We start from the raw sequence: 25,003 nt of genomic DNA, 5'->3' as shown, positions 1-25,003 counted from the left end.
AAAATGAAACAAAAAGCCTATAGTAATTAATGAAAATACAACTACTAGTTGATAACGACCTCGTCTACGAACAACCAACTATTACCACCGGGGTTCTGGTGCCAATCGGGGTTTTTGAGGACGCTCTTCACCTCTACCCTTACATATTTTGCGGTTGTTTTAGCAAATTGGGCATCGAAAAATTTAAGCTGAATACTGGAATCTGGTGCGGGCTCTCCCATATTTTCCTTATGCAATTGGGTAAAGTGCTTTCCGTCCTGTGATACCGATATAGTAAAACCGGTCGGGAAAAATATCCAACTTGGAGGTGCGGATAAAGCACCAACCGATACCGAACTTATTTCCTGTACTTGATCCAGTTCAAACGTCGCATTAAAATGGGTGCCTTCATAGCCCAACCATTTTCCATCTACAAAATTAGCAGAACCCCTTTGTAAATCGCCCAGTGTTGCTCCTCCGGCACCGGTATATTTTTCTGAAGGGGGCTTATTAAGTCGTACACTGGCATAATCAACAGTACTTTTCTTAAAAGAGGCCAAAGCCGTCTCACTAATACCCCATCCTTCCTTTGCCGTTACCGCTTTTAAATTCATTGTTTTAGAAATGGTAATAGGTTCCGTGTACCGGATCGAGGTTGTATCCGGTTCACTACCATCCAAGGTATAATAAATTGCTGTATCGTCAAAGGGGTACGTGATCTGTACCTGCATCTCGTCTTTTATAAAAAAGTTGTCCGCTAAAATGGTGGGGGGCAATAACTCCGTAGCGCCGAACATATCCATATCAATCGTATGAATGGTGGTATTGGGATTGGACACAAGATATGCATTCATTCCTTCCTCGGTAATATCAGTTTGCCAAAGATATAGGTCGCTTAGATTTGGTAAGTTCTTTAATCCTTCTAGCGCCGTGTCGGTAATTGCAGTACCGTAAAGGTTTAAGGTCTCCAACTTTTCAAGCTCTATTACATCTTCAATTCCGGCATCGGTAATCGCGGTATTCTGCAATTGCAATTTGGTAAGGTTCTCAAAAGAGGAAAGCACTGAAACCAAGGTATCGCTGAAATTGGAGTTGGCCAGGTTTAGTTCCACTATGTTTTCGCCATAGGCTTTCAAAGCGCGGAACAAACCTTGCTCTAGCTTCTTGTTATTGCCAAGATAAACACTGTAAAGTGGACTACCCTCCGCTAAAGGTGCTATGGAAATTCCCGCATTGCGTAGGTTGTTCAACCAATCTTCCGGGGCTGGCTCCAGGGTTTTGGCAAGTACGCCCCGTGTAGACGTATCCTCTTCCAAATCCTTCAAATAGCCCTCAATGGTTTTTGAACGATCCAAGTCGGCCGTTTTACATTCAAAACAATTTTTATTCTCCATCCACCAATTCAACAAGGCAATTTCGTTGGGCGTTAATTGTACTTTTCCCGTTGGTGGCATGTGCGCTTCATCCTCCGCGGGAAGTTCGATACGATGCACCAATAAAGACTTTCCAAAACCAGCAACGGAATCCAGAGGGTTGCCGGTATCGCCACCGGCCATAATCTCGTTTTGGGAGGTCAACAATAGATTCCCTTCCGCCTTTTCGGGATTGTGGCAGCTTACGCATTTGGTATCCAAAATGGGCTGTACAATGTCGTGGTATACAATGGCTTCTTCTATATTATCGATTCCTTTCTTTTTGGCGGTGTTCTCTTTGGTTAAAAAATCCGTACCATGGGTCATGCTTCCTCCCCAGTGGCCGGCTAGCACTAACATTATATTTACCGCTACAAACAAAGGAAAATATAACTTTTGCAAAAGTTGTTGTTTGGCATCCTTGGCAAAGAATATGATAATGGAAAACACGGTAAGGGCAATGGCCATCCACTTATGACGGAACAACAGGTCTTCATCATAGGCACCGTTCTCCTCCAACAACAGTCCGGTTCCAATAGAAAACAGGGCGCTTAAGACACCAACACCAAGGGCGAGTTTAATACTTGTAGTCAAATTCTCCTTAGGTTTTATACGTTGATATATTTCAAGGATAAACGCAAACATTAAAATCCCAATGGGCATGTGCACCAAAACGGGATGGAAATTACCAAGATTGATAAATAAATAGGTCATATTACTCTACTAGGATTTCATCTATAAAAAAGAAAGGTGCGGTACCTTTTCCTTGGTGCCATTCGGGAATCGTTTCCATTAAATCAAAATGTACTTCTATACTTTTATAGTTTCCAGCCGTTACAGGAACATCAAGTAGGGAAATACCTTTTGGTTCGGTAGTTGTTGGTACAGAAACGGATACCATTCCTATTTCCTCTTTTTTGTTCGCGAATACACGAATCGATCTTGGCAGAAAAATCCAAGAACCATGATCCTTTAAGGAGCTTACAATAAGTTTGGTAAGGAATGTTTCCTTTTCGAAGTCTAGCAAAACCCGAATCTGTTTCCCTTGAAAACCCATCCAATAATCGCCCGCCCTAAATTGTGTTGTTCCTTTCCGCAAATCTACCAAGCCTTTGGCACCGGAACCTTTATAGTTTACATCTGGTTGGGGCGTAAGGGTCACTTTGGCCGTGGACACATCTTTTTGCACCTTTAATAAACGCGTACCCACCGATTTGCTCGGCAAATAATGGGGATGAAAGGAGCGAAACTTAAACTCGGACGGTTCTGTTACGGCTATAGGTTGTTGATATAACGGGGATTTACGAGTTACCTCACTACCATCTGTAGTATACCTAATTTCGGAACCCTCCATATTAAAAATGGCATTTAACCGAGCGTTACTTTTAAACAATAGCGAGTCTACCGAAATTTTAGGTGGTGCCAGCTCAAAGATATTGGAATCGGCATAAACGACCACTTCCTTTTCCTTACAAGATGAAAGAACGACACAAAAGCATACAATAGCATAGAGAGTACTGCGCATTATACCCGGTATAGTTTAATGGGATAGGTTTTTCCCGAATTCCATTGTGCAACATATATATTTTCGTCATCGTCCACACATACATCATGTGGATGGTGAAATACCTTTAGGGTTTGGCTCATTGGATGTAATTTACCATCTTCATATATTGGGGTAGAACCGCCCGGAGCAGATATGAGTTCGTTCTTTTCGTTAAGTATACTTACAAAACCTGTTCCTTCGGACCCATCACCGGACCAGATCGTTGCTAGGTAAATATCTTTACCGTGAATTACCGGTCTACAGATATAAGCACCCGGTAAATCTATGGTACTCAGGTATTCTCCCGCAAGCGAAAACCGTTTTAATTTGTTCTGTTGTCTTGCCGTGATGAGTAAGGTAGGATTCGCAGCATCCCTTGTATCCAAACATATTCCATGGGCATTGTTAAAAAGATGATCTTCTTCTCCCCTACCACCAAATACGTTCAAAAGCGCTCCTTTGGCATTGTAATGCATAATGTACTGCTCTCCATAACCATCGGCTATGTAAACGTCTCCATTAGGAGCAATAGCGGTTTCCGTGGGGACATAACTTTCCTTTGTTTTGTATTTACCGGATTCCTTTGGATACGTAAACACCTGAATTACTTGTCCTTTTAGATTCGTTTTTATGACTTCGTGGCGGTTATTATCAGCGATATAGAGCATGTCTTCCCCATTCTCCACGTTCAAGGTAAGACCGTGGGCACCCGGATATTCCGTTCCCCATACCTCGATCAATTTACCGGAACGATCATAAACGATAACATTGTTTTTGGTGTGATTGGTAAGCAGTATAATTCTCCCTTTGGAATCCTGCACCATCTCGTGACAATCGTTTACGGGATAAAAATTGGAATTTAATGCGCCCCACTGCAAGTCGATTTTATACCGATGCGAATTGTGACCGATTATGGTATCCTTGTAGGTCTCGAAAATACCTGCCTGTGCAACGCCACAAACCATTCCGCCAACGAACAGACTGCTGTTTCTAATAAATTTACGTCGCTCCATTATACGAGTACATCTTTTAAAACGTGGCCTTCTACATCGGTTAGCCGGAATCGTCTACCTTGGTACTTATAGGTTAGCTTTTCATGGTCTATACCCAATAAGTGCAACATGGTCGCTTGGAAATCGTGCACATGAACAGGATTCTTAACAATATTATACCCAAATTCATCGGTCTCGCCGTAGACAACACCTGGTTTAATACCGCCACCGGCCATCCACATGGTAAAGCATCTGGGATGGTGGTCCCTACCATAATTTGTATCGGTAAGCAATCCCTGGGAATAGTTTGTTCTTCCAAACTCCCCGCCCCAAATCACCAGTGTATCCTCCAAAAGACCGCGTTGTTTAAGATCCGCCACAAGGGCCGCCGAAGCCTGGTCCACATCCTTGGCCTGCTTTTCAATGGCACCTGGCAAGTTATCGTGTTGATCCCATCCCATGTGGTACAATTGTATAAAGCGTACATCCTGCTCTGCCAGCCTTCTCGCTAAAAGGCAATTAGCCGCATAGGTTCCAGGGATTTTGGCATCTGCCCCGTACATCTTATAAATATAGTCCGGTTCATCATCGGTCTTCATTACATCGGGCACGGAGGTTTGCATTTTATAGGCCATCTCATACTGCGCAATCCTACTTTGTATTTCTGGATTTCCAAAATCATCGAATTGCTTTTCATTCATTTCGGCCAACTTATCCAGTATTGCACGCTTCCCTTCCTTAGTCATTCCTTTAGGGTCGTTAAGATAAAGTACAGGGTCTTTAGCGGCCCTGAACTGCACGCCTTGGTGAAGCGAGTGCAAGAACCCGTTACCCCACAATCGTGTATATAAGGGTTGACCACTTGGCCTACCGGAACCTCTGGACAGCAACACACTAAAAGCCGGTAAATTTTTGTTTTCGCTACCCAAGCCATAACTCAACCAGGACCCTATACTAGGCCTGCCCGGCTGCTGGGAGCCAGTTTGGAAAAAAGTGACCGCGGGATCATGGTTAATGGCCTCCGTGTACATGGATTTAATTATACACAGCTCGTCTACCATTTTTGCCGTGTAGGGCAATAAGTCGCTAATATAAGTGCCATTTTGGCCATATTGTTTAAAATCGAAAACGGAGCCCGCCAAGGGAAAGCTAGACTGACCGGAGGTCATTCCCGTTAACCGTTGTCCCTGCCTAATGGAATCGGGTAGTTCTTGCCCCCTACGTTTGATCAACGTAGGCTTATAGTCGAACAATTCCAATTGCGAGGGACCACCACTTTGAAAAAGATAAATAACCCTTTTGGCTTTTGATGCGTGATGGAGCGCGTTCAACATTCCATTGTTGCCTCCAAAATCATCTGCTTTGGTAATAATACCGTTTTTGTCCTTTCTAAAAAACTGACTCCCCAAAAGAGAAGCCAATGCGACCGAACCTGCACCTAAGGCAGCCTTGCCCAGAAAAGATCTTCTGTTTAAAAAAAGTGAACGGTCTTCTAATATTTTTTTTTCACTCATAATTATCCCCTTGTAATTGTTTCATCCAAATTAAGAACGGTATGCACCACCAACGCCAAGGAAGCCAAGTCTTTTTCCCCGCTCTCCACCTCCGCATTAAACTCGCCGATAGCTAAATACTCCGATGCCGTGAATACGCCGGTATCCATCTTGGCGCGCATATCCTTGTAGTGTTCCATGAGCATTATAGCCTCCTCGGTATCCGGAGACCTAGAGGTAGCTCTTTGAAAAACATGGTCTAATTGCTTTTCGATATTCTGCGGATATTTTTTAACGGTATTTACGGCCAAGGCCCTAGCAGCCTCTACCATTTGTGGGTCGTTCAACAGCACCAAAGCTTGTAATGGTGTATTCGTTTCCTGCCGTTTTACCGAGCATAAGTCCCTTGAAGCGCTATCAAAGGTCATCATACTTGGTGGCGGAACGGTTCTTTTCCAAAACGTGTAAAGGCTTTTACGGTATAAATCCGCACCAGTACCCTGTATATAATTCGCTGTACTACCGCCACCTCCACCGGTGGTTTCCTCCCATAAACCGTCCGGTTGATAAGGTTTCACACTTGGGCCCCCGACTTCTTTCACCAATAGGCCACTTATGGCCAAGGCTTGGTCCCGTATCATTTCAGCCGTAAGCCTAAGCCTGGAAGCCCGAGCCAATAACTTATTCTCTGGATCCAGTTCCAATAGTTCCGGAGTAGTGACCGCACGCTGTTTATACGTGTCGGACATGGCCATATACTTCAACATTTCCTTTGTATTCCACCCTTCGTCCCTAAATTTAATCGCTAAGAAATCCAATAGCTCCGGATGTGTAGGTAAGGCTCCCTGATTTCCAAAATCGTAGGAAGAGCTCACTAAGCCGGTACCGAACATGCGCTGCCACATTCTGTTCACGGTAACCCTTGCCGTAAGGGGATTTTCTTCATTGAACAACCATTTGGAAAGCCCCAGTCTATTCCTCGGGTAACTTTCTGGGAATTCCAGTACGGAGCTAGGCGTATTGGGATTTACCTCATCTGTAGGTTGATCGTAAGCTCCCCTATTTAAAATAAAGGCCGGCCTTGTTTCTTCCCGTTCGTACATGACCATTACTTCCAACTCTTTTTTCGGAGAATTTTGCATGTTCACAAAACTCAGCACGCCCTCGGTATCCTTCTCGGAGATGGTCATAAAAGGTTCAGGGGTGGTACCTATAGCCGGGACTTCCAACTTCTCTTTATTGTTGTTGAAAAAACTAAAAAGTTCAAAATGTTCTTTTTGGCTAAGGGGATCGTACTTATGGTCGTGACAGCGAGCACATTCCATGGTCAAGCCTAGGAATGTGGTTCCAAAGGTCGTTAAACGATCTTCTACATACTCTATGTAATATTCTTGGGGAATTATACCACCTTCAAATGTGATTTTATGATTACGGTTAAACCCTGTGGCCAACAATTTTTCCAAGTCCGTATCCGGCATAAGATCACCTGCTAATTGGTAGGTCACAAATTTATCGTAGGGCATGTTTTTATCGAATGCATGGATGACCCAATCGCGCCAAGGCCACATGGTGCGTTCAAAATCGTCTTGATAGCCGTGGGTATCCGCATAGCGGGAAATATCCATCCATTCCGAGGCCATGTGTTCCGCATAGTCCTTAGATGCAAGCAGGGTATCTATCATGCGCTCATAAGCTTCTTCGGATGTATCGCTAACAAAGGCTTCTATCTGTTCTGGTGTAGGCGGCAGTCCGGTCAGGTCAAAACTAACCCTTCTCAACAATTTTTCCTTCGATGCCACGGGCGAAGGCATTAAGCCGTTTTTCTGTATTTTATCCAACACAAAAATGTCTATTTCATTAACGCCCCAATCGGCCTCCTTTACTTCTGGCACTTCAGGTTTTACGGGTGGTATAAAGGCCCAGTGGTCCTTATACTCCGCACCTTGCTCGATCCACTTTTCAAGAATCGCCTTCTCCCTTTCCGTTAAGATGAGATTGGACTCCGGTGGAGGCATTACCAAGTTGGGATCTTCGGTATGCAAACGTTTCACCAATTCACTTTTCTCCGGTTTATTGGGAACAATGGCAAACCTATCCTTTAACTCCCCCAACGCGGCGTAGGCATCTTCCGCCTTATGTAAAGAAAGGTTTCCTTCAATAGCATTTTTATCCGGTCCATGGCAAATAAAACAACGGTCCGATAAGATCGGCTTCACATCAAAAGTAAAATCTATTTTATCCGGTATGGCACCCATGTCGGCCGCTGCAATGCCTTTTTCGGAAACCGAGGGATTTTCTTTGCAGGAATGGTACGCGCTACCTAACACCAGAACCAAACAAAGAATGATCCCTACACGTACGTATGTTTTGATAAACGTATTGATTTTCATAGCCATAGACAATCTTTTAGTACCTCTTAAAATTAAAAACAAAATCAACTAAAAACCCTTAAAATTCGACCAATGACCTTTTGTAAGTCATTAAAGCTATGCGGTTAAGCACACAAAGTTTAAATAACACAGGAGGCATAACCCATAAATTGCATCCTACAAGGGAAAAAACAAAAAAAGCCCGCGTTGAACGGACTTTTCTATTGAAAAAAAAATTATTACTTGAAGGTAGCGTTCACCACGGCGAGCATGGCCGGGGTTTCACCTTCTGCTACGGCTCCCGTAATGTAAAGCTTATGTTTTCCATTTGGTTTTTCCGTGAAAGGAAGAACTATGGCACCGCCCTGCGTACCCTCCGGTTGAACCGGTAAAGAACCCTTACCAATGATCTTACCGTCCGGTGCGTCTACACGTACATCAAAATGATAAACAACTTTTGGGGCTTCCTGCCATCCGGCTCCAAGTACCACCATCTGCACTCCGGAGAGGTCAATATCCTCAATTTCAAACCATCCTTTTTCGCCTGTAAGCACCAATAAATCTATTCCACCAAAAGTCATTGCTGTCATATTATTGGTTTTTGTGGACTCTGAAAAGCCAATAGTGTTACTTGATAATGCAACGGAAGTAGAACCAGTCAAGGGTATGGCTCCTTCTGCGCCTTCGTCGGTGTAACTTGCGGTAATGACCATTAATTCACTGGGATTTTTGGTCTCCGGGCGTACCTTTCCTTTTACCGGTAACGATGGTACTTTAACACCGTCGGAAGCTAAGGATTGAATATAAAGGGCTATTTGCCTAGATTCGTCCGAGGTAACGTCGGGGTGTGCAGGCATCATAACTTCGCCCCATACACCCGTACCTCCTTCAACTATTTTCTTTTGCAAATAGGTTATGGCATCTTTTTGGTCTTTATATTTTTGGGCAATTTCCATATAATTTGGGCCAATGGAAGCCTTTAACTCCTTATGACAGGTCTTACAGTCCATAGCTTGCGTAAGTGCCTTACCGGTTACCGCCGCAGAAACTTGCTGATGCCCAAGGGACATTGCTACTTTATCCATACCTTCGATATAATCTACACTTACAAAGATATTATCCTCGTTGATGGCACCGTCGGCATCCGTTACACTTACGGCGTACTGTACATCTTGGCCAGGGATAAAAAACGAAGCGTTTCCTCCTGTGATATTAATCTTTAGTTCCGGTCTCGAATTACCGGCCACCACCGTAACGGGGCTACTTTTTGCCGACTCACCAGCGGTATCCTTTACTTCTACCGAAACCCTGTAATCTCCGGCAACGGCATAGGAGTGTGAGATTTCAGGCGTTGTCGTTTCCTTTGTCTCCCCATTCCCTAAATCCCAAACATAGGTCATGCTATCGTTCTCGCGATCTCTTGCGCTTACGGTAGCCGTAATGGACAAGGGCAACTGACCCGAGGTTTTGTCAACAATCAAAGCATCTATTAAGGGTGGTCTATTTCCGCCGTTATATTCGATATAGCCTAGCCCGGCATTTGCATTTTTTGAAAACCAACCACTGCCATATTCCAAGAGATAGACTTTTCCGTCGGGTCCCACCTCAATATCTATGAGATTGTTTACGACTATATCCGAGGCAAAGGGCTCCATTTTGGAGTAACTGCCGTCCTCGTTCAGATGGATGGCCTTCATCCAACCGCGCATCCAGTCGTAAATAATGACCTTGCCATCATAATAGCTTGGAAGCTTTTCCGTGCCTTCATATAGGTCCGAATAGTACGTAGGACCCGCCATCGCGTTTCTGCCGCCCGTGCCCAATTGAGGAAAATCCTGGGATTCGGCGTACGGATAAAAGGCATAAGCGGGCATTGCTTTAGGCAAGTTGGTCAACCCTGTATTGTTTCTCGAATTATTAACTGGATTTTCCGGATCAAAGAGCCCGCCGGATTCCCCCGTACTATAATCGTATTCCCGATAGGGTTTATTATCTCCGATAAACAAAGGCCAACCAAAATTTCCGGCCTCCCGCGCTTGGTTCATTTCATCATAACCCCGAGGGCCTCTTGTTTCCAAACTATCCGCTCTGGCATCCGGACCTACATCTCCCCAATACACATAACCCCGTTTCTTATCCACGGATATACGGTAGGGGTTACGGTGTCCCATGGTATATATCTCAGGTCGTGTTTTGTCCGTTCCTACCGGAAATAGGTTCCCTTCCGGAATATCGTAACTGCCATCTTCGTTCACTTTTATTCTTAGGATTTTACCCCTAAGATCATTGGTGTTTGCAGACGATCTGCGGGCATCATATTGCTCGCTACCGGGCAAGTCGTTCAAAGGTGCATAACCACTGTTGATGTATTTTACGCCCTTTTGATTGAATGGTGTGGAATTATCTCCGGTGGACAAATACAAAAGGTCGTCCGGCCCAAAGGCAATAGAGCCCCCGGTATGGCAGCAGATTTCACGATCGCTCGCTACATCCAAGATCACTTGTTCCGAAGCCATGTCAAAAACACCCTCGGTAAATTTAAATCGGGATAAGCGATTTACCTCTTCATCACCCGTAGGGGCATAAAACAGATATATCCAGTGGTTTGTGGCATAGTTAGGGTCTTTTTGTATGCCCATAAGTCCTTCCTCTGCATTTACTCCGGGGGTATTCAAAGTTTTGTGATACACATCCAGTTTGGCTACCTCAGTAACCTCTTTGGTCTCCGCATTGTAAAGCAACACTTCTCCCCTGCGTTGCGCAATAAGGACATTGTTATTGGGTAAAATGGTCATTTCCGTAGGTTCAAAAAATTCTCCCTCGGTCAAGGTTATTTTTGAAAATCGGTCTACCTCTGGCGGAATTTGCGAAGATGCCTTTGCGTAATCCAACTGCTCGTTATCGCCTATGGCATATTGTATTCCGCCTAAGAGATGCTGTAGAAAAAGTTCTTCCGAATAACTGGCCTCCGTATGGCCCGCTCCTGTGTAAAAAGCCCTTCCACCATCAAACTCGTGATACCAAGCAAAGGGATGGTTCTCCCCGTTTTCACCGCCCTCGTAACTGGTTTCATCAACGGTCATGACAACCCTTACATCCGGATTTATCTTTTTGTAATTGTAAATTTCATCCGCTCTGTGCCAAACTGTATCCGTAAAATGTTCGGTCGCCAGAAAGCTGTTGTCCTTGATATGGAAATCGGCCTCCGGCGTTCCTGCAGGGTGACTCAAAAACTGTGCGCCTACCAATTTGGTGTACCAGCCCCAATCATACTCCGTATCCGCGGCCGCATGCACGCCTACAAAACCACCTCCCGCTTGGATATAGCGTTCAAAAGCGGCCTCTTGATAATGGTTTAACACATTCCCGGTCGTACTTAGAAAAACGACCGCGGAATACTGCTTTAAATTATCTTCGGTAAAAAGGGCTGCGTTCTTTGTGGTGTCTACGGCAAAGCCATGTGTTGCACCAAGCTTTAGCATGGCATCCATTCCGGCAGGTATGGAACTGTGTTTGAATCCCATGGTCTTTGAAAAAACCAGCACTTTAGGCGGCCCCTCTCTTTTGGTGCTGCAGGAGAAAAAAGCAAAAGCTAGGATCGTAACGAGTAAAAAAGTGGTTTTTTTCATGTAAAATGGATGTGGATATAACTATTAAAGTTTTAAAGTTAGCCATTGGAAACAGATCTCACAATAGTATTTCAATGGTATTCCTGTAATTTTAACGTATGGAAACCTGTTGACTTAAAAAAATCCTGGTTTGAAAAAATCAAATTCCTAAGAAAGGAAGCTAGCAGATATTAGAATTAAGTTTACTTTTGTTTTTGGATGTTTAAAGGTGTACCAAGCCAGCGTGTTTCCGTTATTGGTTTTCCTTTTTCGTCCAAGGTATATGTCAAAATTGCCCAAGGAACATCAATTCTTGGATTTATCGGATTACGGTAGACCTGTTGCAAAAGTTATTGCAAAGTCCTTAAAACACACATCGTTTACGCCCGTACATGTAACCATTATGTTCGTAGTGGCAGGCCTTATCGCTATTGCCTGTCTCTTGAACCAATACTACTGGGCCACCTTGTTCTTTCTTGTCTTAAAGTCGGTTTTAGATGCTGCCGACGGGGAATTGGCACGGGAAAAAAACACACCGTCCCACACCGGAAGATACTTGGATTCGGTTTCGGATATCATCCTAAACCTACTCATTCTAATCACCATTTGGTATGTCACCAACGGTTCTTTGTTGCTTACCCTCACTGCTTTTTTCGGTATTCAACTGCAAGGCACGCTCTACAACTACTACTACGTAATCCTGCGAAACAAACATAACGGGGATACCACCAGTAGGGTCTTTGAAACGGATACGCCAAGGGCTATAGGCAACGAAAGCCAACGTAACGTAAACATTCTTTTTTCCCTTTATACCTTACTATACGGTATTTTTGACCGCATCATTTACCAACTGGATCGTAAAGCGGCACATAGCGAACACCTGCCCAGGTGGTTCATGACAGCGGTTTCTACCTTTGGACTCGGGTTTCAATTGTTACTTATTGGTTGCATGTTGGTACTTGGTTTAGACCAGTATATTATCCCTTTCTTTATAGGATATTCAGCTTTTATCTTAATCTTTATCGGGATAAGAAGAGTTATAAATCGCTAATTATTTTTTACCTTCCCTCCATTCTAAATTCATGTTTATGAGGGGTTGTTTCTTTTTACCTATGTGTTTCGTATTTGCATCCTTAGTTGTTGTTGGTTGTAAGGTCGATGAAAAAGTAAGCTACGACATCCTTCTAAAAAACGGGAATGTGATCGACTTGGAAACGGGTACGATTGCAGTCCAGAACGTGCTGATTACCGATGGTAAGATTTTAAAATTACTACCACCGGAAGATCTAACTACGGTGTCCGCTATGCAAACGATAGATGCGACCGACCAATTTATACTTCCCGGTTTTTGGGACAATCACGTGCATTTTAGAGGCGGTGATTCCGTGATCGAAGCCAATAAAGATTTTTTAACCCTATTTATGGCCAATGGCATTACTACGGTTCGAGATGCCGGTGGAGACCTTACCACCTCGGTCATGGAATGGAAAGCCAGTATTGCTTCCGGTGCACTCCTAGGGCCTACCATATACACTTCCGGACCTAAAATAGACGGGCCAAACAGTACTTGGGCCGGATCTTTGGAAGTGTCCGATATAACTGACATTGAAATCGCCTTGGATTCCCTTGAAAGCATACCGGTAGACTTCATAAAACTATACGATAGCCGAATTACGGGTGAGCATTACTTGAACACCTTAAAGGCGGCCGAAAAACGAAACCTGATAAGCTCCGGTCACATGCCCTTTACCGTCACTTTAGATGAAACCATTGATGCCGGGGTAGATGCCGTGGAGCATTTGTACTATATCATGAAAGGCTGTTCCGCCAACGAAAAAGAAATTACCGAACGCTTGGCCAAAAAGGAAATCGGGTTTTGGGATGCCATGCCTTTGCTCATGGAAAGCTATGCCGATACCACGGCCCAAAAGACTTTTACCAAGTTGAAAACAAATGCTATTTACGTCGTTCCCACACTTCATATTGGTGAAATATTGAGTTATTTGGACGAAGTGAATCATGAAAACGACCCTTATTTAAGCTTTATGGACGACGGCATCGTAGCAACCTATAACGGACGCGTACAACGTGCCTTGAACGCCAGCGAACAGCAAACAAAAGACCGTAAGGCATTGCAGCGCTTTTTTGGTGAACTGGCCAAATCCCTTCACGATTCCGGCGTGGGTCTCTTGGCAGGTTCGGACAGTGGGGCCTTTAATTCCTACACCTATCCGGGTATTTCGCTACATGAAGAATTGGCCCAAATGGTAAGGCTTGGAATATCACCTTTGGAAGCCTTAAAAACATCGGCCTATAATGGTGCCCGGTTTCTTAAAAAAGACAGTGATTACGGAAATATCGCTGCAGGTAAAATTGCGGATATCGTTATACTAAAAGGAAATCCGCTACAGGATATCTCCCAAACACAAAACATAAGTATGGTCATTAAACAAGGGAAGGCCTGGGAGCAAAAAGTACTTAACGACAAGTTAGAAGCGTTACGGAACAATACCAAGTAAACAAATGAACAAACTACTGCTACTATCCACACTATTGGTCTTGCAACTATCGCATGGACAGACTATTTTACAACCTTCGCGCGTATTTGATGGTATGGAAATGCATACAGATTGGATTGTTCTGGTAGAACAGAACAGTATTCGTTATGCAGGGCCATCAGCAGGTTTTAAAATACCCAAAAATGCAAAAACCATACTATTGGAGGGAAACACTTTAATGCCCGGAATTATTGAAGGCCACTCCCACGTATTGTTACATCCCTACAACGAAACGTCTTGGAACGATCAAGTGTTAAAAGAATCGCCAGCAGAGCGTGCCATACGGGGAACCGTACATGCACGAAACTCCCTTCTTGCAGGAGTGACCACCATGCGCGACTTAGGAGCCGAAGGAGCGGGCTATACCGACGTATACCTGAAAAAAACGATTGACCAAGGTATTATTCCCGGCCCAAGATTATTGGTAGCCGGACCTGCAATTGTGGCCACCGGCGCCTACGGACCAAAAGGTTTTCATGACGGGGTAAGCGTTCCTTTGGGCGCGGAGCCCGTTAGTGGGGTTTCCAATGTCATCGAGGCTGTTCGGCGGCAAATGGGCAACGGTGCCGATCTTATCAAAATATATGCCGATTATCGATGGACGCCCGGAGCGGCCTCCCAGCCTACCTTTTTACAGGAAGAACTGGACGCCATGGTAGCGACCGCAACCAGTGCAGGAAAATACGCAGTAGCACATGCAAGTACCCCTGAAGGTATGAAACGAGCCATAAATGCCGGTGTGGAAACCATTGAACACGGGGATGGCGGCAGCTTGGAACTATTTGAATTGATGAAGGAAAAAGGCATAGGCTACTGCCCTACCTTGGCAGCAGGAGATGCCATTACGCAATACCGTGGCTGGAAAAAAGGAAAAGAACCAGATCCGGAACGTATTTCAAAAAAGAAAGCTTCTTTTAAATTGGCCTTAGCATCGGGTGTTCCCATTGTTTTTGGAGGTGATGTTGGTGTTTTTACCCATGGAGAGAACTACCGGGAAATGGAATTAATGGTGGAATACGGCATGAAGCCTTTGGACGTCCTTATCTCCGCCACTTCGGGCAACGCCGATATGTTTCATTTGGATTCCCTAGGAAAATTGGAAAAAGGTTTTCTGGCCGATATTATTGCCGTACAAGGCAATCCCCTACAGGATATTTCGGCCATGAAGGATGTCAGTTTTGTGATGAAGGATGGGGTGATTTATAAGCCGTTCAATAAAAACTAACCCCTTTTAACAATACACTTTCTGAACGGGGCTGTTTTTCCAATTTCGAAATAATTGGAAAAAAGATTCTTATTATATAAACAGAACCCCGTGTTTAATTGTTTGGAATACAAGCCAAAAGCTGGATTTTTGAAAGTAAAAACCTGTGGTTTACGCCCTACTCAAAGTAATGGACCAAGGTATTTTCCACAAAGCGCTCTTCACGACTTCCCGGAGCGGCATACGCTTTAAATTTCAGATATACTTCCGAGGCATTCGCATAGGTATCGCCCACGGAGGCTTTGGCAAATAAATACCAATATGCCGCGGTCATCCAATCCTGGCCACCTTCCTGCAAGGTTAAGGCAGGCTCCACAATGTCTATGGTCTCTTGAAATCGTTTTTGCATACACAGCAGATAGGCATACATGATCCGTGCCCTACCAAAACCGTTGAACATCTCGATCGCTTTCTTAAAATAGGATTCGGTTATGGACAGTAACTGTGCCGCTTCTGCACTGACGGCTTCCCCAGTATTGATTTTGTCCAATGCAGGTTCTAGCATTATGGACAAACTTCTTCCAAAATTATAGATTTCGTTGGTGTCCGATGGCGTTACACTTAGTCTGCCATAAATTTCGGAAACAGCCGCTTCGTGTGCGGAATTAATTTCGTTCTCGCTTCTTGCCCCGTTGATCAAGCTTGTATAATCTTCCAAAGGTGCAATTTCAAACGCTATTTGTTGTGGTGTGTATGCGTCAGCGGTTTGTTGCGCCCCACCATCATCGTCACCTTCTAAATCGATGGACGCCCAAGCTAGGATATTAGTGGCCGCGGTAGTATCGATACCCGCCATGGCCGTTAAGGTCGCTCCATTCCCTAAAGCGGCAACGGCCTGTTTTGTGTTAATGCCCATAGCCGCCAATCGACTTACTTGTTCCGTAGTTGCTCCCAATGCGGTAAGTACTATGGTATCCATTTCGTTAAAACTTGACATATTATTTATTTTAAAAATTGTTTATTGCCCGTACACTTCGATTCACAAACTAAATAGTATACAATCCAAATTACCCATCAGAAATACGTCTACAGCTCCGCGTTGTTATAATTAGTATCGTTGTGCAACTTTTTTCGAATTTACCATTGTGATGCGGTGTCCAAATAGACAAAAAGCCATCTGAATGGTATTACGGTGCTTTATGACGTAATTCCAATACATCATTTGCGTTCAAAGATATTGCCTTGGTTAAAGGAGCCTATCCCCGAAAACAGGGAAAATGGCCCTTATTCAACATAAACGATGTGCGTACAACGCAATTTAAAGGGTATTGTTATGAAGGTAAATGCTATTTTTTTGGAATACAGTTCCTTGTCATTAAAGGATGCACGGACATAGATATCCACCTTAGACCGACAAATCAAAAATTTCAAGTGCGTCAAAAAACCAGATCATCAGATCGACCTTTAAAAGCTACTCCACCTCCTTCAACAACACCTCAATGGAGCGTTCCAGTTGCTCATCCCGACCTTTTGCAATGAGTTCCGGTTGATTTTTGACCAAAATCTCAGGATCGGTCTCGTTGTTTTCCAGCCACTCCCCCGCTTTGTTCTTGGCGCTAACGGGAACTACGCCCCACCTACCTCCATTGGGCAGGCGCTCCCAACCCGCAAAACTACAGGTTCCAGGAACCGGCATACCCACTGTTTTTCCAATTTTTAAATCCACATAGCCACTGGCAAAACAAGAACCATCGCTGTACATGGACTCGTTGAACATGGCCAAGGTAGGTTTGGTCCATCGTGAGGTGGGTTCCCCACCTACTTTTCTATCCTCCGTCTCATAACTTAAAAAAGGAATACCCGTGAAGAACATGGCCAGATCGGCCACCAAATCGCCTCCACCGTTAAAACGGGTGTCTACGATTACGGCTTTGGTATCGGAGAATTTACCCATCATACGGTCGTAAATTGTACGGTAAGGACCATCGCTCATACCCGGAATATGTACATAGCCCAATTTACCATCGCTAGCTTTGGCTACCTCTGCTTCGTTCCGTTTTACCCAACGTTTGTACAACAGCCTTCCTTCTTCTTGCAGGCTAATCGGTTTTACGGTAACCTGCTTTCTTTTAGCATCGGCATCCAAAATATCCAACAACATAAAGGTACCCTCCATCCGGTTCAGATAACTAGCGATATCGCGCGAAGGCAATACCGTTTCTCCATTGATTTTCTCGATGACCATCCCTGGTTTTAAGTCAAAACCAGCTTTGTCCAACGGTCCTCCTTTTATCACCTCGGCGATTTTTATACCGTTCCCTTGGTGCGCATAATCCCTAAAAATGCCTAAGGATGCGGTTTTATCCCCATTTTTAATATCATCATTGAACCTTCCGCCGGCGTGGGATACATTTAATTCCCCCAACATCTCCGATAAGAGCTCCGCAAACTCATAGGAATTACCAATATGCGGAATGTATTTTTGGTATTCCGTTCGCATTGCCTCCCAATCCACACCATGAAAATCGGAGGTGTAAAAAATGCCATTGGTCCGTAACCAAACATGATCGAACATGTGCTGGCGTTCGGCATCGGCATCCAAAATCATTTCCGCTTTGATCTTTACAGGTTCGTTTTTTGCTGCCTTGGTATCAATTTTGGATATTTTTCCATCAGCCAATAAAAAGAGGTTCTCCTGCTTCTTGTCCCAGGACAAACTACCAGATTTCGCATCTAGCCCAATTAGCATCTTGGTGCTTTTGGTCCGGATTTCGGTTTCCCATAGATTTAGGCCCTTTTCAAATCGCGTTAAATAATACAGTTTTTCCCCATCTTTGGACAAGACGGCATCACTAAGTTTAGAAGAGTGAATGGTGAGTCTGGCCTTGCGCTCGCGTAGGTTTTCCATATCAAATCGTAGCGGCTTCACCTTTTCTTTAGCTGTAGCATCGGCATTTTTCTTTTTCTTCTTGTCCGCTTTGTCATCGGATTCGTCATCTTCCGTAGTATCGCCCTCTTGGATCAGTTTCATCAAATCATATTCCTCTTTGGACATGTTGAATTTATCCCAGCCATCTTGGGTCAAGAACATGCTGTACACATCATATTCCGTTCTGCCGCTGGTGGCATAACTTTTAAGTCCCTCGCGGTTGGCGAACCAAATCAATTGCTTTCCGTCGTTCACCCATTTTGGGGAAGTATCCGCATAACCGCTTTCGGTCAGGTTCATGCGTGTTTTGCCATCGGCGGAAATTAACAAAATTTCATTGTTGCTTAAGGTAACGCCCCAATCTACCAACAACCATTTGCTGTCCGGACTCCATTTAAAATTTTTATCTCCGTCCGAAAAGTGATATAATTCCTTTGGCGTTAATAAGGTAACTTCAGCCTTTGTTTTTAAGTTTCTGACTTTTAATGTCCTACGCCCTTCTATATACGCCATAGATTCGCCATCCGGGGAAAATTCAGGTAGATAGACATCGGTTGGTTTTGCCAATAAGGTATCTTCCTGTATCAGCGTAGCCGCAAAGAAATAGGGCTCTTCCGATCGTGTTTTTGAAGACTTGTAAATTGCCCACTTACCACCTCTTTCGCTGGCATAGGCCACAGAGGTACCATCGGGTGTAAACTTCACGAACCGTTCTTGTTCCGGCGTGTTGGTCAACCTTTTTGTAAGGGTACCGTCCACCGAAGTCACGAATACCTCGCCCCTGCTTATAAATGCAATTTCCTTGCCGTTGGGAGCAATATCCATTTCCCGAACACCGCCATTGACGCTAACGTATTCCACCATATTCTTGGCATTTTGGGTACGAATGAGGATGTCTACTTTTTCAGGCTGCGACCCTTCTTTAAATCGGTATATTTCCCCATCATAACTGAATACCATGGTATCCCCGCCAATACTTAAAAAACGAATGGGATGTGTTTTGAACGAGGTCAATTGCTCGGTTTCGGATGGATTACCCAAACGTAGTTTATGCACGTTGAACGAGCCACTGGCCTCGCTTAAATAATAGATACTTTGTTGATCGGGCGCGAATACCGGATCTCTATCCTCCCCTTTAAACGAGGTGAGCATGGTATGTTTTCCCGAAACCATGTCATACTTCCAAATATCCCTAGTGATGGCCGACACGTGATGTTTTCTAAAAGGATCTTCAAACCCCTTCATATCCTGATACACCATCTGTGTGCCATCCGCATTTATATCCACTTCCTCGGCAGGAACGGTGAGCACCTGATCTACCCTACCGCCCGATACCGGAACACTGTACAGTTCCGCTTGCCTGCTTATTGGATATTGCCGGTGCGTAACGGCATCTTGCCGGGCCGCTTTGAACAGAACCGATGTATCATCCGCGGAAAAGGTATAGGGCATCTCATCCGTGCTATGAAAAGTGAGCCGTTTCTCCGAACCGCCCTTGGCATCCATCGTAAACACATCAAAATTACCAAAGCGATTAGAGGCAAAAGCCAAAGCCGTACCATCGTTGTTCCAAACTACTCCATAATCGTGTGCGGTATGGAAGGTAAGTTGCGTAGCAATCCCTCCCTGCGTGGGTACACTGTAAATATCGCCCTTATAGGTAAACGCAATGATCTCCCCATCTGGAGAAACTGCGGAATACCTAGCCCATTGCGGTGTTACCTGCGCTTGGAGTGCACTAACGAATAGGATACAAATAGTAGTAAAGAGTTGGTTTTTCATTTTATGTTTTTCATGACGATTAAAAGTGTTCCAAGATAGGGAATTGCGGGTATTGTACCAATTGAAGCTAAAGTTCAAGTGTCAAGCCTGCCCGCCGCAGGAGGGTTCAAATACAAAACCAAGTTCAAGGTTGAAGCTAAGCTAAATCAAGTTCGAGTCTACGCTCAAATACCTAGACAAGTACAAATACAAAAGTCTAGCCTGCCAGTCAAAGTAGCCTTCAAGTTACTGTCTACTGCTTACTGAATACTACTTACTGATTACTGCCTACTTAAAACTGATTACTGTTAACTGCATACGCTTATCTTTGTCTTGAACACTAAACAAAAGCAACTTGGATACCGACACGGAAAAAGGATATTGGACAGCGCGTTACAAAAATAAAAGTACAGGTTGGGACATCGGATACCCGTCCACTCCCTTAAAAACCTATATTGACCAACTGGAGGATAAAGCCATCCGTATTTTGATTCCGGGTGCAGGCAACGGTTATGAGGCGGAATATCTTTGGAGCCAAGGGTTTAACAACGTAACGCTTATCGATATTGCACACTTGCCCCTTTCAACTTTCAAAAAAAGAAATCCGGATTTTCCGGACAAGCAGGTGATCCATGGGAACTTTTTTGAACATAAAGGAAGATATGACCTTATTCTAGAACAGACCTTCTTTTGTTCCTTTGTTCCCACGGACGAGAACCGTAATAGATATGCCAAACAGATGGCCTCACTTTTAAAACAAAATGGAAAATTAGTAGGCCTTTGGTTCGATTTCCCCTTGACCGGCGATATGGAAAAACGTCCTTTTGGAGGAAACAAATCCCTATATATTAAATACTTAAGCCTCTATTTTGAAACCATTACTTTTGAAAGGTGTTACAACTCTATCGGACCAAGAGAGGGAAAGGAACTTTTTGGGATATTTAAAAAAAATTAAGTGCTAATTCATTTTAGGCCTTAACAGCTTTTTAATCACACGTACCAATTGGTAGCTTAAAAAGAAAATCAAGCAGAGCATACTTCCAAACAGTATGGGGATTATTGCCCCAAAAGTAAATGAGCTACCAAGAACCCAGCCCAAAAAATATTCGGATTTATACAAAGGAAAAACAAACGCCAATAGAAATATCGATCCCATAATGTAATCGGTAATGTCAATACCGTTCATAAATGCAACGGAGATACTCATTGCAAATAAAACACCCAAAAAAAAACGTAAACCAATTAGTTGTAACGATTCTCCATTTTCAGGTTGATTTAGCCTTTTTGAAATACGGAACAATAAAAAATACGTAAAGAAAGGCAAAACGATACCGCCCCACCAATTAGGTAGGCCGGGCATATCGTCGCTTTGAAATATATAATGCGTAGGGATGCCTTCATGAAAGTAGTCCCAAGCGATATGTCCCCATACCAGTAAAGTAACTACTGTGGTAATTAAAATTCTAAGGTTTTGAGAGAATTGATTTTTCATAGGTTTTGATTTGATTGATGTACTAAGTAGGACGCAGTTTTACACCGTTTGTTACGGACGTTACCGACTTTGCTACAAATCCAACCGATTTAATGCTAAGTAACTTGAAAAAACAACTATGACACTGGAAGTACTGTTAACACGTTTTTAAGAAATACACCCTTCCTTTTCACTATATTTAACCGACTAAAAAACGTACCATAAATGACCAGAAAACTACTGCTCACAGCACTGCTATCTACATGCCTTTTTACCTATTCCCAAGAAAACAAAAAAGACACCAAAACATGGGACGTATACAACCCTGGAAGCGAGTTCAATTACAAGGACCACGCCTTTACCACGGATGAAGGTACGTGGATGAACTTGGATGTGAGTCCCGATGGAAAAACAATCGTATTCGACCTATTGGGCGATATCTACACCATGCCTATCACCGGTGGTAAGGCAAAAGCCCTGCGCAGCGGAATCCCCTTTGAGGTACAACCACGTTTTAGTCCCGATGGCAAGCATATCGCATTTACCAGCGATGCCGGTGGTGGGGACAATATATGGATAATGAAGGCCGATGGTGCGGACGCCAAGGCCATAACGAAAGAAAACTTCCGCCTATTGAACAACCCCTACTGGATGCCTGACGGGAATTATATCGTTGCCAGAAAACACTTTACAGGGACGCGTTCCTTGGGTGCAGGGGAAATATGGCAATATCACAAGACGGGAGGTTCAGGGTTGCAGCTCACCAAACGTAAAAACGACCAACAAGATGTTAACGAGCCTACAGTATCGCCAGATGGGATGTATTTGTATTACAGTGAAGATGTATATCCCGGAGGCTTCTTTCAATACAATAAGGACCCCAATAAGCAGATTTACACCATAAAAAGATATGAATTTGAGACAGGTGAGACCACAACGGTAACGGGTGGGCCGGGCGGCGCGGCAAGACCGCAAATTTCAAGGGACGGAAAACTTCTCGCTTTTGTAAAGCGGGTTCGCACCAAAACAGTGCTCTATCTACACGATTTGACCACCGGTGAAGAATGGCCGCTATTTGACGATTTAAACAAGGACCAAAAAGAAGCTTGGGCCATCTTTGGGGTCTATCCCAATTACAGTTGGATGCCCGGAAACAAAGAACTCCTATTTTGGAGCAAGGGGAAAATTCATAAAATTAACATTGAAACCCTCGCCGTTACCAACATTCCCTTTACGGTAGATGCAAGAATTCCCATAGCGGAGACCGTGCATTTTAACAACCCGGTAGACATGGATACTTTTGACCCCAAAGTGATTCGCCATGCGGTCACCTCGCCCGATGGCAAAACTATGGTATTCAATGCGCTGGGTCATTTATGGACCAAAAGATTGCCCAATGGCACCCCAAAACGATTAACGGATGCGACCGACTTTGAAGCGGAACCTGCCTTTTCGCCCGATGGGAAAAAACTGGTATACGTTACCTGGAACGACACGCAATTGGGTGCCGTTCGTACCATCCCCACACAAGGCGGAACCTCTAAAAAACTAACAACGGAAAAGGGTATCTACAGAAATCCTGCCTTTAGTCCGTCCGGGACGGCAATCGTATTTCATAAAGAAGGAGGCAATACGGACCAAGGACTGAGTTTTGGCAAAAATTCGGGTATTTACACCATGAAAAACGATGGAAGTGCCCTAAAAAGACTTACGAAAGAGGGAGAATATCCACAATATACGGCAGACGGTAGCCGCATCTTCTACCAAACAGGAGGTACCTATTTTGGAAGTCTTACCAAGGAACTAAAATCTGTTGACCTAAACGGCTCGGACGAACGCACACACATCAAATCCAAATACGCGAACCGGTTGGTGCCCAGTCCGGACAACAAATGGATCGCCTTTACCAACCTGCATAAGGCTTATATAGCGCCTTTGGTACTGAACGGAAAAACGTTGGATTTGGATGACAAATCAACCTTCGTACCCGTTTCACAAATTGCCAAAGATGCCGGTATAAACCTACATTGGTCCAAGGATAGTAAAACGGTGCACTGGACCTTGGGAAATCGTTATTTTTCAAATGACATTAAGGACAGGTATACCTTTTTAGAAGGTTCCCCAGAAACGGTACCTGCCATGGATACCGTTGGTGTGGCTGTAGGACTCACGGCAAAAATGGACAAGCCCAAAGGGAGGATAGCCTTTACCAACGCCCGTATCCTTACCATGGAGAACGGAACGGTTATTGAAAACGGAACCTTGGTGGTTAACGGCAATAAAATAGAGGCCATGGGAAATGCTTCGGATATTAGCGTCCCCAACAATGCCAACGTAATAGATGCGACCGGCAAAACGATTATGCCCGGCATCGTAGATGCCCATGCACATATTGGCGGTTTCCGGTACGGACTTACCACACAAAAACATTGGCAGTTTTATGCCAACCTGGCCTTTGGGGTAACTACAGCGCACGACCCGTCCGCCAATACGGAATCTATCTTCGCCATGTCCGAACTCATTAAAAGCGGACAAATGGTGGGGCCTAGGCTCTATTCCACGGGCATCATCCTATATGGTGCGGATGGCGATTTTAAGGCACCCATCAACCGTTTGGAAGATGCACGCTCCTCTATCCGCAGAACAAAAGCATACGGGGCACAATCGGTCAAAAGCTATAATCAGCCTAGACGGGAACAGCGGCAGCAGGTGATGCAAGCGGCACGCGAACTGGGCATTAACGTGGTACCAGAAGGCGGTTCTACCTTCTACCATAACATGAGCATGATCATGGACGGCCATACAGGAATTGAACACAACATCCCCGTAGCTCCGGTTTATAAGGACGTGCTTGAACTTTGGAAAACCAGTAAAACAGGCTACACACCAACCTTGATCGTTACTTTTGGCGGTATCAATGGAGAATATTTTTTCTACCAAAAGGATAATGTTTGGGAGAATGAAAAATTGCTAAAATATACCCCAAGGGGAATTGTAGATGCGCGCTCCCGATACCGCACCATGATTCCGGACGAAGAATATGAAAACGGACATATACTGGTATCCAAAACAGCTAAGGCATTGACGGACAAGGGTGTAAAGGTGAACCTTGGCGCACACGGCCAATTACAAGGTTTAGGGGCACATTGGGAACTCTGGTTGTTGCATCAAGGTGGCATGAGCAATATGGAAGCCTTGGAAGCCGCCACCATCAATGGTGCACATTACATAGGAGCCGGCAACGAAATAGGATCGCTAAAGGAAGGGAAACTGGCAGACCTTATCGTCATGGACAAAAATCCACTCGAAGACATCCGGAACACCGAGACGGTTACCCATACTATGGTCAACGGCAGGCTGTATGATACCGAAACCATGAACGAAATAGGCAACATAGAGACCGAAAGAAGTGAGTTCTGGTGGGAAAACAACAAGTACAACGAAGCATTCCCCTGGCACCAAGCAGCCCAAAGCTTTACAAGACCGGGTTGTGGATGCGATTTGGGGCACGATTAATTTAGATGTTGGATGTTGGATGTTGGATGTTGGATGTTAGATGTTAGATGTTAGATGTTAGATGTTAGATGTTAGATGTTAGATGTTAGATGTTAGATGTTAGATGTTAGATGTTAGATGTTAGATGTTAGATGTTAGATGTTAGAAAAAACCGTATTTACTTGC

At 44.2% G+C, this 25,003-nt stretch carries 14 protein-coding genes; 5 read left to right on the top strand and 9 right to left on the bottom strand.

Features of this window, described 5'->3' with window-relative positions; all coding sequences use genetic code 11:
• Positions 1–44: 44 nt before the first annotated feature.
• The 6 genes from ACFQZJ_RS08380 to ACFQZJ_RS08355 all read right to left on the bottom strand — a co-directional run bounded on the left by ACFQZJ_RS08380 (position 45) and on the right by ACFQZJ_RS08355 (position 11,420).
• Positions 45–2,105: a chitobiase/beta-hexosaminidase C-terminal domain-containing protein gene (locus tag ACFQZJ_RS08380; protein WP_379933800.1), complete on the bottom strand. Its 2,061-nt coding sequence runs from the start codon at positions 2,103–2,105 to the stop codon at positions 45–47.
• A 1-nt stretch (position 2,106) separates the two neighbouring features.
• Positions 2,107–2,916, bottom strand: coding sequence for a chitobiase/beta-hexosaminidase C-terminal domain-containing protein (locus ACFQZJ_RS08375; RefSeq protein ID WP_379933798.1), 810 nt, complete (start codon positions 2,914–2,916; stop codon positions 2,107–2,109).
• Positions 2,916–3,950, bottom strand: coding sequence for a 6-bladed beta-propeller (locus ACFQZJ_RS08370; protein ID WP_379933797.1), 1,035 nt, complete (start codon positions 3,948–3,950; stop codon positions 2,916–2,918). The genes ACFQZJ_RS08375 and ACFQZJ_RS08370 overlap by 1 nt, the downstream gene beginning before the upstream one ends.
• Positions 3,950–5,443, bottom strand: coding sequence for a DUF1501 domain-containing protein (locus tag ACFQZJ_RS08365; RefSeq protein WP_379933796.1), 1,494 nt, complete (start codon positions 5,441–5,443; stop codon positions 3,950–3,952). Before ACFQZJ_RS08365 ends, ACFQZJ_RS08370 begins: the two co-directional genes overlap by 1 nt.
• Before the next feature lie 2 nt (positions 5,444–5,445).
• Positions 5,446–7,818, bottom strand: a complete 2,373-nt coding sequence (locus ACFQZJ_RS08360) for a PSD1 and planctomycete cytochrome C domain-containing protein (protein ID WP_379933795.1) — start codon at positions 7,816–7,818, stop codon at positions 5,446–5,448.
• Positions 7,819–8,030: 212 nt separating this feature from the next.
• Positions 8,031–11,420 (bottom strand): ThuA domain-containing protein, encoded by a 3,390-nt coding sequence (locus tag ACFQZJ_RS08355; protein WP_379933793.1) that lies wholly within the window; start codon positions 11,418–11,420, stop codon positions 8,031–8,033.
• 262 nt (positions 11,421–11,682) lie between these two features.
• Between ACFQZJ_RS08355 and ACFQZJ_RS08350 the strand changes: the two genes are divergently transcribed.
• The 3 genes from ACFQZJ_RS08350 to ACFQZJ_RS08340 all read left to right on the top strand — a co-directional run bounded on the left by ACFQZJ_RS08350 (position 11,683) and on the right by ACFQZJ_RS08340 (position 15,182).
• A complete protein-coding gene (locus ACFQZJ_RS08350) occupies positions 11,683–12,450 on the top strand; it encodes a CDP-alcohol phosphatidyltransferase family protein (protein ID WP_379933792.1) in 768 nt (255 codons plus the stop codon).
• 61 nt (positions 12,451–12,511) lie between these two features.
• Entirely contained in the window at positions 12,512–13,918 is a 1,407-nt protein-coding gene (locus ACFQZJ_RS08345) for an amidohydrolase family protein (protein ID WP_379933790.1), read from the top strand.
• Between the two features lie 4 nt (positions 13,919–13,922).
• The gene (locus ACFQZJ_RS08340; RefSeq protein WP_379933788.1) at positions 13,923–15,182 is read left to right on the top strand and encodes a metal-dependent hydrolase family protein; all 1,260 of its coding nucleotides are present in this window, start codon (positions 13,923–13,925) and stop codon (positions 15,180–15,182) included.
• Positions 15,183–15,339: 157 nt separating this feature from the next.
• On the opposite strand, the gene ACFQZJ_RS08335 is transcribed toward ACFQZJ_RS08340, so the two are convergent.
• Together ACFQZJ_RS08335 and ACFQZJ_RS08330 are read right to left on the bottom strand one after the other, a co-directional pair.
• Positions 15,340–16,158: a hypothetical protein gene (locus ACFQZJ_RS08335; RefSeq protein ID WP_379933786.1), complete on the bottom strand. Its 819-nt coding sequence runs from the start codon at positions 16,156–16,158 to the stop codon at positions 15,340–15,342.
• Positions 16,159–16,632: 474 nt separating this feature from the next.
• The gene (locus ACFQZJ_RS08330; RefSeq protein ID WP_379933785.1) at positions 16,633–19,872 is read right to left on the bottom strand and encodes a S41 family peptidase; all 3,240 of its coding nucleotides are present in this window, start codon (positions 19,870–19,872) and stop codon (positions 16,633–16,635) included.
• Between the two features lie 334 nt (positions 19,873–20,206).
• Here ACFQZJ_RS08330 and ACFQZJ_RS08325 point away from each other — a divergent pair, with 334 nt between their 5' ends.
• On the top strand, positions 20,207–20,806 hold the full coding sequence (locus tag ACFQZJ_RS08325) for a methyltransferase domain-containing protein (protein WP_379933784.1): 600 nt from the start codon (positions 20,207–20,209) through the stop codon (positions 20,804–20,806).
• 3 nt (positions 20,807–20,809) lie between these two features.
• Here the strand turns inward: ACFQZJ_RS08325 and ACFQZJ_RS08320 are convergent, their stop codons facing one another.
• Complete coding sequence (locus ACFQZJ_RS08320; RefSeq protein ID WP_379933783.1) at positions 20,810–21,343, bottom strand: hypothetical protein; 534 nt, start codon at positions 21,341–21,343, stop codon at positions 20,810–20,812.
• 204 nt (positions 21,344–21,547) lie between these two features.
• Here ACFQZJ_RS08320 and ACFQZJ_RS08315 point away from each other — a divergent pair, with 204 nt between their 5' ends.
• The gene (locus ACFQZJ_RS08315) at positions 21,548–24,838 is read left to right on the top strand and encodes an amidohydrolase family protein (RefSeq protein WP_379933782.1); all 3,291 of its coding nucleotides are present in this window, start codon (positions 21,548–21,550) and stop codon (positions 24,836–24,838) included.
• The last annotated feature ends 165 nt before the right edge of the window (positions 24,839–25,003 follow it).

Source organism: Maribacter chungangensis (assembly GCF_042676845.1).
In the GTDB taxonomy this organism is placed as follows: domain Bacteria; phylum Bacteroidota; class Bacteroidia; order Flavobacteriales; family Flavobacteriaceae; genus Maribacter; species Maribacter chungangensis.
The sequence above is the reverse complement of the archived record's forward strand: the minus strand, read 5'-3'. Positions and strand labels throughout refer to the sequence as shown.

What these genes read in the sequence shown, in the direction of transcription:
- ACFQZJ_RS08380 (WP_379933800.1), bottom strand. Translation starts at nt 2,105, where the DNA reads ATGACCTATTTATTTATCAATCTTGGTAATTTCCATCCCGTTTTGGTG.
- ACFQZJ_RS08375 (WP_379933798.1), bottom strand. Translation starts at nt 2,916, where the DNA reads ATGCGCAGTACTCTCTATGCTATTGTATGCTTTTGTGTCGTTCTTTCA.
- ACFQZJ_RS08370 (WP_379933797.1), bottom strand. Translation starts at nt 3,950, where the DNA reads ATGGAGCGACGTAAATTTATTAGAAACAGCAGTCTGTTCGTTGGCGGA.
- ACFQZJ_RS08365 (WP_379933796.1), bottom strand. Translation starts at nt 5,443, where the DNA reads ATGAGTGAAAAAAAAATATTAGAAGACCGTTCACTTTTTTTAAACAGA.
- ACFQZJ_RS08360 (WP_379933795.1), bottom strand. Translation starts at nt 7,818, where the DNA reads ATGGCTATGAAAATCAATACGTTTATCAAAACATACGTACGTGTAGGG.
- ACFQZJ_RS08355 (WP_379933793.1), bottom strand. Translation starts at nt 11,420, where the DNA reads ATGAAAAAAACCACTTTTTTACTCGTTACGATCCTAGCTTTTGCTTTT.
- ACFQZJ_RS08350 (WP_379933792.1), top strand. Translation starts at nt 11,683, where the DNA reads ATGTCAAAATTGCCCAAGGAACATCAATTCTTGGATTTATCGGATTAC.
- ACFQZJ_RS08345 (WP_379933790.1), top strand. Translation starts at nt 12,512, where the DNA reads ATGTGTTTCGTATTTGCATCCTTAGTTGTTGTTGGTTGTAAGGTCGAT.
- ACFQZJ_RS08340 (WP_379933788.1), top strand. Translation starts at nt 13,923, where the DNA reads ATGAACAAACTACTGCTACTATCCACACTATTGGTCTTGCAACTATCG.
- ACFQZJ_RS08335 (WP_379933786.1), bottom strand. Translation starts at nt 16,158, where the DNA reads ATGTCAAGTTTTAACGAAATGGATACCATAGTACTTACCGCATTGGGA.
- ACFQZJ_RS08330 (WP_379933785.1), bottom strand. Translation starts at nt 19,872, where the DNA reads ATGAAAAACCAACTCTTTACTACTATTTGTATCCTATTCGTTAGTGCA.
- ACFQZJ_RS08320 (WP_379933783.1), bottom strand. Translation starts at nt 21,343, where the DNA reads ATGAAAAATCAATTCTCTCAAAACCTTAGAATTTTAATTACCACAGTA.
- ACFQZJ_RS08315 (WP_379933782.1), top strand. Translation starts at nt 21,548, where the DNA reads ATGACCAGAAAACTACTGCTCACAGCACTGCTATCTACATGCCTTTTT.